The organism is Gemmiger sp. (assembly GCF_036306485.1).
Classification (GTDB): domain Bacteria; phylum Bacillota; class Clostridia; order Oscillospirales; family Ruminococcaceae; genus Gemmiger.
In genome coordinates this window covers 1-12843 of the sequence record NZ_JAXJZK010000057.1, presented here as the reverse complement: position 1 = coordinate 12843, position 12843 = coordinate 1, and the positions used below count along the sequence as shown (strand labels likewise).

Genomic DNA, 12843 nt, shown 5'->3' with positions numbered 1-12843 from the left:
GTTGTCATACCGGCGGCAAGCCTTAAATCTTCTTTTCTCATATCACGCTCTAACAGTGTATGCCAGAGTGGTTTATAGCTGATGTGCATATTGCTTTCCTGCCTTCCTATCCATACCACCGGGGCGGTTGCCCCGGCAGGAACTTTTCTCTTATTATAACTCCAATCTTGTGAAATCACAATTTATTCTTGTGGTCTGCCGCTGATACCGTCTGGATTGTGCTTTTCCTTTCTTTTTGTTCCCGCATCTCAAGCGCTCCATAAGCAAAATTTATAGGTCATAGTAAATGTGGGGAGACAGGATATTTGAGAAATGCGGGATAGGGCGGGATGAGGGGGGAGACGGCGGGAAAACCCTTGAAATACGCGGGAAACGGCGACTTTCGGCGCGGGACGGAGGCGCGAATTATCAACAATCTTGAGATGAGGATGCGTCGGCGGCGGTCGGCGCTTTTTTCACGCCCACGAGGCCACACAACGGCGGCGGCGCGGCGAGGCGCACACATACGCAGAATACAAAAAAGCCCCGGAAACGCCCATATAACGGCATTTCTGAGGCTTTTAGATGGTATGAGCCGCTCGGCCCCGTCCCGGAAGTCACAGCAGCAGACCAAGAGGACGAGAGCTTCGCGGCTCATACTGCTATTGTAGCAGACGCGGCGGCGGATTGCAAGAGGGGCAAGCGTGCTAACGGAGCGTTAGAGCGTGCGAGTTTTGGGGAAAACGGGGCTTTTCGGCGCGGATCGGCGGGGATTAGGGCGTGCGCTGGCCGTGCGAGGCGTGCGCGGCGGGGCGGCGAACCGGGCCAAAACAGGCGGCGAGCAATGTGACATTTTTTCAAATCGGCGTCACCTATGTCACATTGCCTATTTTCAAGGGTTTTCGGGCGTTTTCGGGCGGCTGGCACTCAAAAAGCAAAGTGACAGAAAACAGATTTACAACTAAATCAAAACAGCGCAAAAAATCAAGCGGTTCCACCTTGGGCTTCAGCGTCCTCGGCGGGGCCGCTTTTTGTTGCGGAGCTGCCGTTGTGATACGTCCAGTAAATAGACTCTTTTTTCCGTTCGACGTGCTTTCGATATTTGAGATGAACGAGGTCAAAAATGTCCTCCTGTTGCTCCTCCGGCAAGAGGCGATACATGGCGATCAGATCGGCCTCCTCGTCCTCCAACGGCGAACCGTCGCAGGTCAGACCTTGTTCTTGCTTGAGGTGCTCGAAAGCCGCATTGCGGTCATTCTCCTGTGCAGTCTCCGAACAGCTACGCCCAAAGACGAGATAGTCCAGAGAGATTTGTAGATATTCGGAGACAAGGACGAGCTTGTCGAGGCGGGGACTCTGTTCACCCCACCGCTTTATAGTACCATTTCCGAGACCACATTCACGCTCGACGCGCTTGAAATTACTGCCCTTTTCCTTTATGGCCTGTTCAATTCTATCAACTAATTCGGACATAAAATGCCTCCCATCAAAAAGTAGATTTTCAGAGACTTTCCGCTTGACAAGTAGCCGAACGGAGACTATAATAGGGGTGTAATCTGATTTAAGTATAAAGCAAGTAAATCATAGCACACCCCGACCGAAAATGAAATAGCAAATCGGCGAACGGTAGAGTAAAAGCGAGCGGCGGAGGCGTTTTTCAGAAGGAGAACGACAACATGAAGAACGACATCGCAGACATCCTGTTCAAGTACACCACTGGCGAGGCCACACTGGAAGAGACGAACGACGCCTTGAAGGAGGCGGAGGCGGGTTTCAACTTGGAACCGGGCCGCAACGAGATCACCCCCGACGAGTTGGCCCTCACCACTGTCGGAGATACCCCGGAGGAGGCCAACGGCTTCGGCCTGTTGGACACCGGCACCGGCAGCATGGAGAAAGTCCACGTCACCAACGGCAAGCTGGACGAGGCGATCAATCAGGTCAACCATGACGGCACGACCAATATGCTGGCCTTCGTCATCATCGGCCCCAATCGTTACGAGGTCAAGGGCGACACCCTGACGGACTGCTAAAGCCCACCAACACCTAAGCGACTCTTAGATTTAATTCCGCCGACCGCCGTTCGCTTTTGCTCTACCACAAACGCCGAGAAAAGGAAAGGAGGCAGATCATGAGACGCGGCAAGAAGCCCACCCGCAAGCAGAAGATCCGGCTCGGGCAAGCGGGCCTCGCCCCGGAGAACTGGCTGGTCGTGAAGCAGAAAGCAAACGGCGAGCTAATCATTTTGAACAAGTACCACGACACGATCCGCGTCATCCCGCCACTGGCCGGATGAGCTTTGCAGGAAGGAGCAGCAGCATGAAGGAGCAACCGCACATCTGCCCACTGTGTGGGCAAGCATACGACGAGCCGCCCGCGCTGTCGCGAGTGGACAACCAGACAGACATCTGCCCGAGGTGCGGCATGATGGAGGCACTGGCGGCCATGCCGAGGCGGGAAACGCCACAGGAGCGGACGCGGCGGGCCGTGTACGCCACGGGCAACCGCTGGGCGATTGAGAACTTTGAAGCGACCCACCACTAAGCCGAAACGCCCGGAAGGGCGTCACCGGGAACTGCCCCACCCGGTCTGAAGATGGCAGGGCAGAAAGGAATGACGGCAGCATGAGAAAGATCAAGAAGATCAACGGCTTCCTCGTGGTCAAGTTCAACGACCGCGAGAAGCGCGAGTACGAGGGCACGGCCCTCGGAGAGTACGGCGTGATCGACGCGGAGGTCTACACGGGCAATCTGGACATCGACCGGGGCGCGATGGAGTACGACGACGCGGACACGCTGGAGGTGGCCGTGGAGCTGGCACGGGGGCTGGAGTCCGAGGAGGACATCACGGACGAGCCGCCCACCTACACCGCCGCCGTGGAAACGAATGAGAGCTATACCGAGGAGGCGGTGGAGCCCGCCGCCCTGATCGAGGGCTGGACGCGCCGCCTTGCCACGCAGGTCAAGAGCAAGCACCACCCCGACACCGACCCGCGCACCGCCGCGCACGAGCTTTACGGCTTCAAGATGGCGCTGCATCAGATCGGCTTCCTGCCGGAGAGCGAGGTCATCACCGACCCGGACACCTTCGGCGCGGGACGGCTGGACGGCCCCATGCCGCGCAACCCCGAAGAGCTGCTGGCGTTCGTGTGCGACGAACGGTGCAAGAACCGGGCCGGACACACGCAGGAGGAGCTGGACGCCATTTGCGCGAAGTGCCCGCTGGGACAGCTCTACGAGGACGCGGAGGCACAAGACCTACGCATCCGGGAGCGGAGCGAGCGAGCGCTGCGGGAGCACATCGAGGGCGTGAGGCACGCTGAGGACACCCTGACCGCCCTGCTTGGCGGGCATGAGGCGCTGGCCTACCTTGCGGCGCTGCGGGACGGACAGATCCTGCAGGAGAACGAGTGCGAGCACTATGCGGCGCAGATCGCCGAGGCGGGCGCAGCGTGGGAGACGGTGCTGGAGGGCGTGAGCTTTGAAGACCTCTCCCGGCTGCGGCACCTGCTGCGGGAGGTGGACGAATACACCAAGGGCGGCGGCGAGCTGTTCAACGGCTTCCAGCACGAGACAGAGCGCATCCCGGCGCATCGGCTGGAGGAGCTCCACCAGCTCGGGACGGCGCTTCTCGGCGAGTGCCCGGAGAACGACTGCACGATCTACCGCAACGTGTTCCGCATGGCGGTCGACGTCGACGGGCAGATGGGCAAGCTGACGGGCCACGCGAGGGAGACGATGCAACGGGAGTATGATCGGCTGCTCTGGGAGTTGAACCGCCTCTACACCATGAACTACGCGGTGAAGAAATACCGGGAGGCGCAGCATGACAGGACTTGAACTGCTCAAGGCCCCGGAGGCCACGGCGGGTGAGATCGCGGACATCATCTCCGCACCGTGCCCGCCAACTATCCCCGCCCACTGTGACGGCGTGAGCTGCCGCGCGTGCTGGCTGGCATGGCTGACAGGCGAGCCACTCAAAGGGAAAGAGCCGCCCGACAAGCGGACGGCTCCGGATGATGCTCCCGCCTACTACCATCCTCCAGTGAAAGCAATCCGAGAGGCGGCGGAGAGGATCAGGGAGGGGCGCATGGAGTACGTAGCAGAAGCGCTCACTCGCCCCTCCGCTCCAGAAGAGCCTCGACAGCCTTGAAGGCGTAGGCCCTTGCGACTACTGACGCCGCATAATAAGTTTCCCGGCAGACGGCAACAATCGCCGCCTTCTGGGCCTCGGTGAACCCAGCGTCAACGTGCTCGCCAGAGTCGAGAATGGCAGAGCGAAGACGCTCGCCGAGAATAGACCAGTCAACGTCGCGGCTCTTGTCGACCTCGTCGAGTACACGCTCGACGGCATCAAGGGTAGCATCAGCCATAGACAACACCCCCTCCCCGGGCAGCGGCCCAGCTCCATTATACACGAGCAGGAGGGCAAAGGAAAGGAGCAGCAGAATGTTCAGCACAGAAGACCTCAAGACCGCGATCGGCGCGACCGTCATCGCACGGCGAAACGCGGCGGCGCGGCTGCGGGAGGCGGGCAACCCCCGCGACCCGTTCCGGGCACTGCCGGGGATGGAGCAGCAATTCTTTGAAGCGGCGCAGAGCGTGCGCAGCTACGACCTCGTTCTCAACTTACTTGAGAGAGAAGTGAAGCGGGAGGCGCGAAAGCGTGCGGGGCGCACGGCGCAAAGCGCGGCGGTGTTCCTTATCACGGCGGGGCTCATCATCCTCGCGACGCTGGGCTTCGCGGCGGCGCTGCTGCTGATGCGCTGCCCTGTCCCCGCCGTGAGCGTCACCGCGTTTATAGGTGTGGCAGTCTCGCTGGGCTGGGCGGTCATTCGGAAGTAAGTCTAAGAACAAGGAGAAAGGAGGGCAAGCGATGAGAGGCCCGAAGAAACGGCTGACGCCGTTCGGGAAGATGGTGGTGAAGGCGCTGGCTGACCGGGATATGAGTCGGGCGGAGCTGGCGGCCACGGTGGGCACAAGCCCGCAGTACATGAGCTATATCCTGAACGGGACACGCTCGGGTGAGAAGTACCTCCCGGCGATCATCGCCGCCCTCGCGCTCGACCCGAAGAAGGCGGAGCGGGCGATCGCGGCATGACGCACGGAAGGGAGGGAACGGAGTGCCGGACGTATTCATCACGCTGGAGGAGGCGGCGACCTTTGAAAGCGTCAAGTACAACACGCTCGTCCAAAGGATGAAGCGGAATCCTGAACAATATCGGACGCAAGCACAAGCCCAAGAGGGCGGAGGTAAAGACAGGACGCTAATCTCCACGAGTTCCCTCTCGGCAAAGGCGCGGAAGGCATGGCGAGCCGCGCAGAAGGTGGAAGGGAGTGAGGTCATCATAGACAAGAGAGCACAGGAGGCCGTGCCGTGGTACGTCACCGCCGACCTGAACCAGTACACGGAGGCGAACAAGAAGCGCTTCTATGAGGCGGTAGAGCTGGCGGCACGGGTGCAAGACTTCATCGACTATGACGGCCCTGACCGCACGGGCTACGCCGAACGGTACGCGCTGGGACTGGGGATCAGCCCGCAGAGCCTGTACCGCTACATGAAGAACGTGCTGGAGGCGAACGCATGGGCGCTGAAGCTGGAGAAGGAGGACGGCAAGAGCCGGGACTACTTCCGGGCGCTGGCGCTGTGCCGGAAGCCAAAGGAGACGGGTACGTTCCCGAGCTTGACGGACGAGCAGAAGGCGATCATTGAGAACATCTGGTTCGACAAGCGGTTCGCGGCGAACCTCGGCACAATCGAGATGCTCTATGAACGGTTTGAGCTGGAGGCGGAGCGGCGGGAGTGGGAGGAGTATCCCTCCATCAAGACGGTGGCCCGGTATATCAAGTTCCTCATGGGACAGCGGGGTGCGGAGTCTGCCCGGTTCCTCGCCGCCAATGGGACGCGGGAGTGGAAGAACAAGCGGATGATGAAGGGCAAGCGCGACGCGACGAGCCTTCAAGTCATGGAGTATGTTGTTGGCGACGAGCACACTTTCGACTTTTGGGTGCAGTGGACGGCCCCGAACGGCAAGATCAAGGCCGTGCGCCCGAAGCTGGTTGCGTGGCTGGATATGCGCTCCCGCGCTATCATCGGCGATGTAGCGTGCGTCAACGCCAATTCGCAGACGCTGAAGGAGTCGCTGGTCAAAATGATCTACAGCAATCCGGGCGGCGTTCCCCACATCCTGCACGTCGACAACGGCAAGGATTATACTGCCAAGGCCATGACCGGACAGAACCGCAAGCACCGCAAAATCGACCTTGACTTCGCATTTGACTCGGAAACGGTCGGCTTCTATCAGAGCATCGGCATCCAAGAGGTCGGACGCTCGCTGCCGTATCAGCCTTGGGACAAACCGATCGAACGCTTCTTCTCCACGGTCTGCTCGAAATTCTCCAAGTGGTTTGAGAGCTACACGGGCACGCTGACAGGCTCGAAGACCTACGCCAAGCGGCAGAAGGACATCGACCAGATGCTGGAGCGCGGGGAGCTGCTGACGATGGAGGAGTTCTTCGAAGTCTGGACGGAGTGGAAGAACACCAAGTATCACACCCGCAAGCATCGCGGCCTGAGCGACGCGGGCGAGAAATGGGTTACGCCGATCGAGATGTTCGAGAACGGCCCGCGCTATGAAAAGGCAGCTCCACCCCGAGAGTACGCGGCGATGCTGCTGATGAAGGCGGCGACCGCCCGCGTCACAAACCAAGGCATCAACAAGTTCGGCACACTCTACACGGACACGGAACTCGCCTACTACGTCAATCAGAAAGTCAACATCAAATGGGACATCGACGATGTCACCAAGCTCTATGTGTACGACATGGACGGCAAGAAGATCTGTGAGGCGGTGTCCGCCGAGCTGCTCGCCTTCGGCCCGCATTGTTCTCAGGCGGCACTGGAGAAGCATCTGCGTGATCAGAAACGAAACGAGCGAGAGGTCAGGGAGTATCTGGAGGAGCGAGTTCGCCCCTACGAGCTGCGGCTCGAGGACGGCGCAAGGCCCTCGGATGCAGTGGGTATGATCGACCTGACCATCAAGGCCACGCCGAGCCAGAAGCTGGTCTCCCTGCCCAAGGACAGAATGTTCCGATCGGAACAGGCAAGCAAGGCGAGCCGGAAGAAGGTCACGGACGACACCTTCCTCAACGCCAAAGGCGACAAGGCGCTCTCTCTTTTGAGAGCGATGAACGAATAATAACGGAGGTACATCATGGAAGTTACAGCAGCAGAGCGCACCACAATCTACACCAACATCAGCCCCCTCGCGCAGCGCGTGAACAACTACATCCAGACGCAGCACTCAAGCATCGCGGCGGTCGCCAAGGACATCGGCTACAGCCGCACCACCGTCTCCCGGTATCTCACGGGCAAATATGACAGCAACCCGAACGACCTTGAGAGCAAGCTGACGGACTTCCTCACCCGGCAGACGGGCGAGGCGATCGACCTGACGACGCCGTTGGCGAAGTCAGAGGGCAAGACGTGGCAGACGCCCGTATTCTTTGAGAGCCGGGACGCGAAGGCCGTGCTCGGTGTATGCCAGAGCTGTCAAGAGTACATTGGCCTCGGCATCGTAGTCGCCCGCAGTGGCTACGGCAAGACCTACGCCCTGCGGCAGTACGCGAAGCTCTCCCGCGTGGCCTACATCGAGTGCGACGACACCATGAGCAGCCGCGACCTTGTGGAGGCGATTGAACGGAGCATCGGGCTCCCAAACGGCTACGGCACGATCTGGCGCAGGGTGAACGGCATCCGGGAGTTCTTCAACACGAACAAGGGCTACCTGCTGATCATCGACGAGGCGGACAAGCTGGTGAGCAAGTACACACAGAAGAAAATGGAGATCCTGCGGGCGGTGTTCGATCAGAGCGATGTGGGTCTTGTGATCGCGGGCGAGCCGAAACTGGAGGCGCAGATCAAGACCTACCTCGTGCGTATGGCGAACCGGGTGGACTTCTACGCCTCGCTGCGGGGCCTCTCCCCCTCGGAGGTGGAGGGCTATCTCACGGACTTCCAGATCGAGCCGGAGGCGCTGGTGGAGTTGAAAGCGCGGGCGTGCAATATGCAGACCGGGTGCTTCCGACTGCTCGACCGCACGCTCTCTAACGTCCGACGCATCCTCAAGGAGACGGGCGAGGAGACGGTGACGGTGAAGACCATAGCACAGGCGTCGTCCATGATGATGCTTTGAGGAGGGACAGCAAATATGAGAATAGAACGCATCAGCGGAGCGATCCTCATCCTACTCTCCGGCGTGCTGCTCCTGATGGCAGCCTACGGCGGGACGCCGGAGGATCGGGACGCGACAGCGATCCTCCTGACGCTGCCGATGGGTCTTGTGGCACTGTTCACCGAGATCCCGGAGCGCGGCGAGCGCACCAAGCGAGACTACCGGGCGTAAAGCCCGCAACATTAACAAATTGAAAGGAGCCGCAAACATGGCAAGGAAACGAGTAGTCGAGGCCCCGAGCCTCCATTCATGGGAGGACGTGAACGACGCCCTCCGTCAGATCGCCGAGGCGCAGATCGCGCTGGGCGAGATCCAGAGCGATATGCAGAAGCAAATCTTAGGGGCACAGAAGGTCGCCGAGGAGCAGAGCAAGCCGCTCAACGACAATGTGGCCAAGCTGGAGCGCGAGATCAAGAGCTTCGTCACCGACCACAGGGACGAGATGGGCAAGACGAAGTCGATGGTGCTGACGTTCGGCGAGGTAGGCTTCCGGCTCTCCACATCCGTCTCGCTGCCCCGGGCGAAGGAGAAGCTGGAGGAGATCATCCGCCGTCTCAAGTCCCGCCAGATGACGGACTGCATCGTGGTGGAAGAGAAGGTTAGCAAGGAGGCTCTGAAGAAGTACGGTGAGGACACGGTGAACGCCGTGGGCGCAACGTGGAAACAGAGCGACGTGTTCGGCTATGAGGTGAACATCGCCAAGCTGGAGCAGATCAAGGCGGGCAATTGAGGAAGGGGGCTCACGGAATGACAGCAGCAAGGACTGGGCGCAAACAGCCCTCCATCCGCACGCTGTGGGCGATCGCGAAGTCGCCGGAGCTGCACCTCACGGACGAAGACCTGCACGCGGTTGTCTACCGCGAGACAGGCAAGGAGTCCATGAAGATGCTGACGCAGGGCGAGGTCAACACTGTTGCCCGCGTGCTGCAGAACATGAAGGACAGTGTGAGTCGGAGTGTGCGGGACAAGCGCACGGACACGGGCGGCGACATCCGCACCACCGCGCAGCGCCGGAAGATCTACGCGCTGTGCGAGGCGCTGGGCTGGAATGACGACCCGCGCCGCATTCAAGGCTTTGTCAAGCGCGTGGCCCATGTCGACCGCATCGAATGGCTGAACATGGCGCAATGCGAGAAGGTCATCGAAGGGCTCAAGGCGATCCTCGCACGGCAGCGCCGGAAGGAGGCGGAGCTGTGATAGAGGAACGAGCGATCCTCGCGGCGCTGGAACGCATAGCGCGGATGCAGGACAGCATCCGCAGCGGCATGGACATCTGCAGGGACACGGGGCTTGTGTTCCTGCGGGTCTACTATGAACAACTCCCTCCCAATGTTGCCCGCCGCCTGACAGAGCTACACGCAGAGGACATGGCGGAGATCCCTCGCGCAACCTCCACGGAGGGTACGGCGCAGGATCGGCAGCGCCTTGGCGAGAAGCTGGCGAGCGACGCAGCCACCGCACAGGTCATGCGGGCGATGAATGTCTACCGCGCAAGGCTCGGCTACGGCCCGCAGGAGGGCGGAGGCGGCGCGGAAGCAGCGGGAGGTGATATGTAATGCCAAAGGGGAAGAAACGCCTCACGCAGCGGGAGAAGGCCGAGCGTGCGGCGATCAAGAAGCAACTCCAAGCGGACGGCGTTCTCCCACCTGATAAGCCCCGGCTCAACCGCAAGAAGTTCGCCCGGGAGGTGTGGGAGGATTTCAGCGAGATGGATGTCTACACCGCAGATTTCTACCTCCGCAAGGCGATCATGGCAACGGTGGGGCCGGAGCTGCACGAAGTGACATCGGAGCAGGTTGGCATCCTGAAGCTGATGAAGCTGGCGGTGGAGACCGATCGGTTCATGCAGCAACTCAAAAAAGAGGGGCGAGAGCAATACAGCATCGGGGAGTATGTCGAGAAGGTCTACAACCCGGTCATGAATTTATAGGAGGATTCACATCATGGCAAAATTGACACCAGACGCGACGAGGACGGAGCATGGCCTCGTCATCAACGAGAAGATCATCCCGTGGGGCGCGGTTTGGCCCAAGGACTCCGGCGCGTACAAGAAGGGCGCACAGTACAAGGCTGACCGTCTGCTCTCGGGCGGCACGGGCAAGGTCAAGGGCGTGACCATCCACAACACCAACGACCTGAAGAATGTGGAGGAGGACGCCGAGCAGTACACCCGCGCGACGTGGCCAAACGCCAACATGAACGACGCCCGCGTCCACTACTACGTCGACGACATCAACGCATGGCAGAACCTGAGAGAGGACGAGGTGGGCTGGCACGCGGGCGATGGCCGGAAGGCCACGGGCGGCAACGAGACGACGCTCTCCATCGAGATCATCATGGACGGCACGGGCAGCAAGGAAGACCGCAAGGCTGAGGAGAACGGCGTACTGCTGGCGGCGCTGCTGCTGAAGAAGCACGGCCTGAGCGTGAACGAGCTGTACACGCACAACCACTGGATGGGCCACCCGGACTCCATCGTGCAGGGTGCGAGGAAGAACTGCCCGCTGTACATCCTGCCTCATTGGGCGCAGTTCAAGCAGAAGGTCGCCGCGAAGCTCGCGGAGCTGAACGGCGGTGCGACCACCACGGAGACGGGCAAGACGGAGATCATGGGCAAGGCCAAGGCGAGCGCGCAGCAGATGGCGCTGTTCGCCCGATCCAAGAACGCGGAGCCGCAGCTCCCGGCGTGCTCGCTGGAGCAGCTGGCGCAGTTCTTCCTTGAAGAGGGCGAGGCCGAGGGCGTGCGCGGCGACGTCGCCTTTGCGCAGAGCCTCCACGAGACGGGCTTTTTCAAGTACGGCGGCATCGTGCTCCCCACGCAGAACAACTACGCGGGCATCGGGGCGCTGAACGGCAACGCCAAAGGACAGGCGGCGACCTTCCCCGACCCGCGCACGGGCGTCCGGGCGCAGATCCAGCACCTGAAAGCATACGCCTCCAAGGAGACGCTCGTGAACGGGTGCGTCGACCCGCGCTTCTCCCTCGTGACACGTGGCTCGGCGCAGTATGTGGAATGGCTGGGCGCAAGCGACAACCCCAACGGCAAGGGCTGGGCCGTACCGGGCAAGGGCTACGGCGGCAAGATCGTCGCTCTGCTGGGGCAGATCATGGCGTTCGAGGTGCCCCAGCCGTCCGCACCGAGCGAGCCGGAGGAGCAGGAGCCGGAGTTCCCGGCGTATCAGTTAGAGGGGCTTGAAACGCTCACGGAGGCTGGCGTCATCAACTCCCCCGAGTTCTGGCGGCAGAAGTTCAGCGAGCAGGTGACGGTCGGCGAGATGTTCGGTATCTTGGGGAAGCTCTTCACAAAAGTGACCGAGTAAGGACGCGGAGGGCGGGACATGGAAGACCTCGTAAAGGAACTGACGATCGACATGGTTCCTGATGGCGACAACCGCATCATCGCGGAGACGATCGGCGTCGAGAACTACTACAAGCTGTGCTCGGTCGTCGGCGGCTCGACCATCTACCTCCAGAAGCCGGAGAGTGTCCTTCGCCCTGTCCGAGACGCTCACATCAAAGCGGAGTTCAACGGCTACAACCACCCCGAGCTCGCCCGCAAGTACGGCGTGACGGAGCGGTGGGTGCGGCAGCTCTGCGGCGAGGGGAAGCTGGAGGGACAGATGAGCCTTCTCGACTACGGCGACGAGCCGGAAAACACTACGTTCTAAGACAACATTTCTAAGAAGCAGTACATATATAAGGTTCCTGAAAGGGACGGTAAAATAAGACTATGAGCTATGCTCATAGTCTTATTTTTATACTCAAAGGAGGACACCAAACATGAACATGGACATCATCCAGAGTGCGGCGTTTGAGATGCTGCTCAACGTCGCGCTCGCTGTACTGGCCCTCGCCGGAGCCTACGCAGTTTACTACATCCGGCTCGGCGCATCCAAGCTGAAAGCGCAGACCGCGCAGATCGAGGACGCATCCACTCGCAAGGTGCTGGACGACGCCTTGAAGGATGTTGAGAACCTCGCCACACTGTCGGTGAGCGCGATGGAGCAGACCACGGCAAAGGCACTGCGCGAGGCAGTCAAGGGCGGCAAGGCAAGCCGCGAGGAGCTGGTCGCGCTGGGCAAACAGGTTTTTGATGAGGTCAAGGCGTCGATCGCGCCGGAGGCGCAGCGGGTCATCACGAAGAACCTCGGCAGCTTCGACGAGTATCTGACGAAGTACATCGAGGCCACTGTGCTGGAGATCAAGCAGAACGAGCCGTACATCACCCTTCCGGAGAGTGCGCTCATCGAAGGCGAAGCGGAACGGTAAGGAGGGCGGCACATGGACGTCTCTCAGATCACCGCCCTCATCGGCGCGGCGGCGTCGCTGCTGTGCACCGTCGTCGTCGGGGCGCTCACCTTCTTTATGAAGAAGACGCTCACAAGTCTTGAAGAGGCGGACAAGCGGAACGCCGAGGACATCAAGACGCTGGACAAGAACCTCAACGACCTGAAGGCAGACCTCCCCCTGATCTATGTGACGCGGGAGGACTACATTCGGGTCATGAACAGGGTCGAGGACAAGCTCGACCAAATCCTCTACGGAGGCAAAGCCAAAGGAAAGGAGGAGTGACCTCATGGCAATCCTTGACGAGCTGACCGAGCAGGAGGTCAGCAAGAACAAAGCCTGTC

19 protein-coding genes and 1 pseudogene are annotated in these 12843 nt (G+C 60.5%); 17 read left to right on the top strand and 3 right to left on the bottom strand.

Annotated elements, in window-relative coordinates:
* Positions 1–179: pseudogene (locus U0L91_RS12095) on the bottom strand (helix-turn-helix domain-containing protein); the annotation flags it as partial.
* A 784-nt stretch (positions 180–963) separates the two neighbouring features.
* Positions 964–1452, bottom strand: coding sequence for a helix-turn-helix transcriptional regulator (locus U0L91_RS12090; protein ID WP_005936213.1), 489 nt, complete (start codon positions 1450–1452; stop codon positions 964–966).
* Between the two features lie 305 nt (positions 1453–1757).
* Between U0L91_RS12090 and U0L91_RS12085 the strand changes: the two genes are divergently transcribed.
* The 4 genes from U0L91_RS12085 (at position 1758) to U0L91_RS12070 (ending at position 3818) form a co-directional block, all read left to right on the top strand.
* Positions 1758–2012, top strand: a complete 255-nt coding sequence (locus tag U0L91_RS12085) for a hypothetical protein (RefSeq protein WP_330047267.1) — start codon at positions 1758–1760, stop codon at positions 2010–2012.
* A gap of 98 nt (positions 2013–2110) precedes the next feature.
* A complete protein-coding gene (locus U0L91_RS12080) occupies positions 2111–2275 on the top strand; it encodes a DUF6906 family protein (RefSeq protein ID WP_166444379.1) in 165 nt (54 codons plus the stop codon).
* A gap of 92 nt (positions 2276–2367) precedes the next feature.
* Positions 2368–2523: a hypothetical protein gene (locus U0L91_RS12075; RefSeq protein WP_238044191.1), complete on the top strand. Its 156-nt coding sequence runs from the start codon at positions 2368–2370 to the stop codon at positions 2521–2523.
* Positions 2524–2603: 80 nt separating this feature from the next.
* On the top strand, positions 2604–3818 hold the full coding sequence (locus U0L91_RS12070; RefSeq protein WP_330047263.1) for a hypothetical protein: 1215 nt from the start codon (positions 2604–2606) through the stop codon (positions 3816–3818).
* Between the two features lie 272 nt (positions 3819–4090).
* Here the strand turns inward: U0L91_RS12070 and U0L91_RS12065 are convergent, their stop codons facing one another.
* A complete protein-coding gene (locus tag U0L91_RS12065; RefSeq protein WP_330047261.1) occupies positions 4091–4351 on the bottom strand; it encodes a hypothetical protein in 261 nt (86 codons plus the stop codon).
* A 76-nt stretch (positions 4352–4427) separates the two neighbouring features.
* On the opposite strand from U0L91_RS12065, the gene U0L91_RS12060 reads away from it, so the two are divergent.
* The 13 genes from U0L91_RS12060 (at position 4428) to U0L91_RS12000 (ending at position 12784) form a co-directional block, all read left to right on the top strand.
* Positions 4428–4823 carry a hypothetical protein gene (locus U0L91_RS12060; RefSeq protein WP_005936235.1) on the top strand — a complete coding sequence of 132 codons (396 nt, stop codon included), beginning with the start codon at positions 4428–4430 and terminating at the stop codon, positions 4821–4823.
* Between the two features lie 31 nt (positions 4824–4854).
* The gene (locus U0L91_RS12055) at positions 4855–5079 is read left to right on the top strand and encodes a helix-turn-helix domain-containing protein (RefSeq protein ID WP_005936238.1); all 225 of its coding nucleotides are present in this window, start codon (positions 4855–4857) and stop codon (positions 5077–5079) included.
* A gap of 226 nt (positions 5080–5305) precedes the next feature.
* Positions 5306–7177: a Mu transposase C-terminal domain-containing protein gene (locus U0L91_RS12050; RefSeq protein WP_336648241.1), complete on the top strand. Its 1872-nt coding sequence runs from the start codon at positions 5306–5308 to the stop codon at positions 7175–7177.
* A gap of 15 nt (positions 7178–7192) precedes the next feature.
* A complete protein-coding gene (locus tag U0L91_RS12045) occupies positions 7193–8173 on the top strand; it encodes an AAA family ATPase (protein ID WP_330047256.1) in 981 nt (326 codons plus the stop codon).
* A 15-nt stretch (positions 8174–8188) separates the two neighbouring features.
* Positions 8189–8383: a hypothetical protein gene (locus U0L91_RS12040; protein WP_330047255.1), complete on the top strand. Its 195-nt coding sequence runs from the start codon at positions 8189–8191 to the stop codon at positions 8381–8383.
* Between the two features lie 37 nt (positions 8384–8420).
* Positions 8421–8942: a host-nuclease inhibitor Gam family protein gene (locus tag U0L91_RS12035; RefSeq protein WP_055188839.1), complete on the top strand. Its 522-nt coding sequence runs from the start codon at positions 8421–8423 to the stop codon at positions 8940–8942.
* Positions 8943–8959: 17 nt separating this feature from the next.
* On the top strand, positions 8960–9409 hold the full coding sequence (locus U0L91_RS12030) for a regulatory protein GemA (RefSeq protein ID WP_005936250.1): 450 nt from the start codon (positions 8960–8962) through the stop codon (positions 9407–9409).
* Entirely contained in the window at positions 9406–9768 is a 363-nt protein-coding gene (locus U0L91_RS12025) for a translation initiation factor IF-2 (protein ID WP_330047253.1), read from the top strand. The genes U0L91_RS12030 and U0L91_RS12025 overlap by 4 nt, the downstream gene beginning before the upstream one ends.
* Positions 9768–10142, top strand: coding sequence for a hypothetical protein (locus U0L91_RS12020; RefSeq protein ID WP_005936257.1), 375 nt, complete (start codon positions 9768–9770; stop codon positions 10140–10142). The genes U0L91_RS12025 and U0L91_RS12020 overlap by 1 nt, the downstream gene beginning before the upstream one ends.
* A 13-nt stretch (positions 10143–10155) precedes the next feature.
* The gene (locus tag U0L91_RS12015) at positions 10156–11532 is read left to right on the top strand and encodes an N-acetylmuramoyl-L-alanine amidase (protein ID WP_330047250.1); all 1377 of its coding nucleotides are present in this window, start codon (positions 10156–10158) and stop codon (positions 11530–11532) included.
* A gap of 18 nt (positions 11533–11550) precedes the next feature.
* Positions 11551–11880: a Mor transcription activator family protein gene (locus U0L91_RS12010; protein WP_005936263.1), complete on the top strand. Its 330-nt coding sequence runs from the start codon at positions 11551–11553 to the stop codon at positions 11878–11880.
* Positions 11881–11992: 112 nt separating this feature from the next.
* The gene (locus U0L91_RS12005) at positions 11993–12481 is read left to right on the top strand and encodes a hypothetical protein (RefSeq protein ID WP_227145879.1); all 489 of its coding nucleotides are present in this window, start codon (positions 11993–11995) and stop codon (positions 12479–12481) included.
* A 12-nt stretch (positions 12482–12493) separates the two neighbouring features.
* A complete protein-coding gene (locus U0L91_RS12000) occupies positions 12494–12784 on the top strand; it encodes a hypothetical protein (protein ID WP_227611883.1) in 291 nt (96 codons plus the stop codon).
* The last annotated feature ends 59 nt before the right edge of the window (positions 12785–12843 follow it).

Excerpts from the sequence above, each read along its gene's own strand:
- U0L91_RS12080 (WP_166444379.1), top strand. The coding sequence starts at position 2,111 with ATGAGACGCGGCAAGAAGCCCACCCGCAAGCAGAAGATCCGGCTCGGG.
- U0L91_RS12000 (WP_227611883.1), top strand. The coding sequence starts at position 12,494 with ATGGACGTCTCTCAGATCACCGCCCTCATCGGCGCGGCGGCGTCGCTG.
- U0L91_RS12040 (WP_330047255.1), top strand. The coding sequence starts at position 8,189 with ATGAGAATAGAACGCATCAGCGGAGCGATCCTCATCCTACTCTCCGGC.
- U0L91_RS12045 (WP_330047256.1), top strand. The coding sequence starts at position 7,193 with ATGGAAGTTACAGCAGCAGAGCGCACCACAATCTACACCAACATCAGC.
- U0L91_RS12020 (WP_005936257.1), top strand. The coding sequence starts at position 9,768 with ATGCCAAAGGGGAAGAAACGCCTCACGCAGCGGGAGAAGGCCGAGCGT.
- U0L91_RS12005 (WP_227145879.1), top strand. The coding sequence starts at position 11,993 with ATGAACATGGACATCATCCAGAGTGCGGCGTTTGAGATGCTGCTCAAC.
- U0L91_RS12070 (WP_330047263.1), top strand. The coding sequence starts at position 2,604 with ATGAGAAAGATCAAGAAGATCAACGGCTTCCTCGTGGTCAAGTTCAAC.
- U0L91_RS12035 (WP_055188839.1), top strand. The coding sequence starts at position 8,421 with ATGGCAAGGAAACGAGTAGTCGAGGCCCCGAGCCTCCATTCATGGGAG.
- U0L91_RS12015 (WP_330047250.1), top strand. The coding sequence starts at position 10,156 with ATGGCAAAATTGACACCAGACGCGACGAGGACGGAGCATGGCCTCGTC.
- U0L91_RS12030 (WP_005936250.1), top strand. The coding sequence starts at position 8,960 with ATGACAGCAGCAAGGACTGGGCGCAAACAGCCCTCCATCCGCACGCTG.
- U0L91_RS12060 (WP_005936235.1), top strand. The coding sequence starts at position 4,428 with ATGTTCAGCACAGAAGACCTCAAGACCGCGATCGGCGCGACCGTCATC.
- U0L91_RS12055 (WP_005936238.1), top strand. The coding sequence starts at position 4,855 with ATGAGAGGCCCGAAGAAACGGCTGACGCCGTTCGGGAAGATGGTGGTG.
- U0L91_RS12010 (WP_005936263.1), top strand. The coding sequence starts at position 11,551 with ATGGAAGACCTCGTAAAGGAACTGACGATCGACATGGTTCCTGATGGC.
- U0L91_RS12065 (WP_330047261.1), bottom strand. The coding sequence starts at position 4,351 with ATGGCTGATGCTACCCTTGATGCCGTCGAGCGTGTACTCGACGAGGTC.
- U0L91_RS12090 (WP_005936213.1), bottom strand. The coding sequence starts at position 1,452 with ATGTCCGAATTAGTTGATAGAATTGAACAGGCCATAAAGGAAAAGGGC.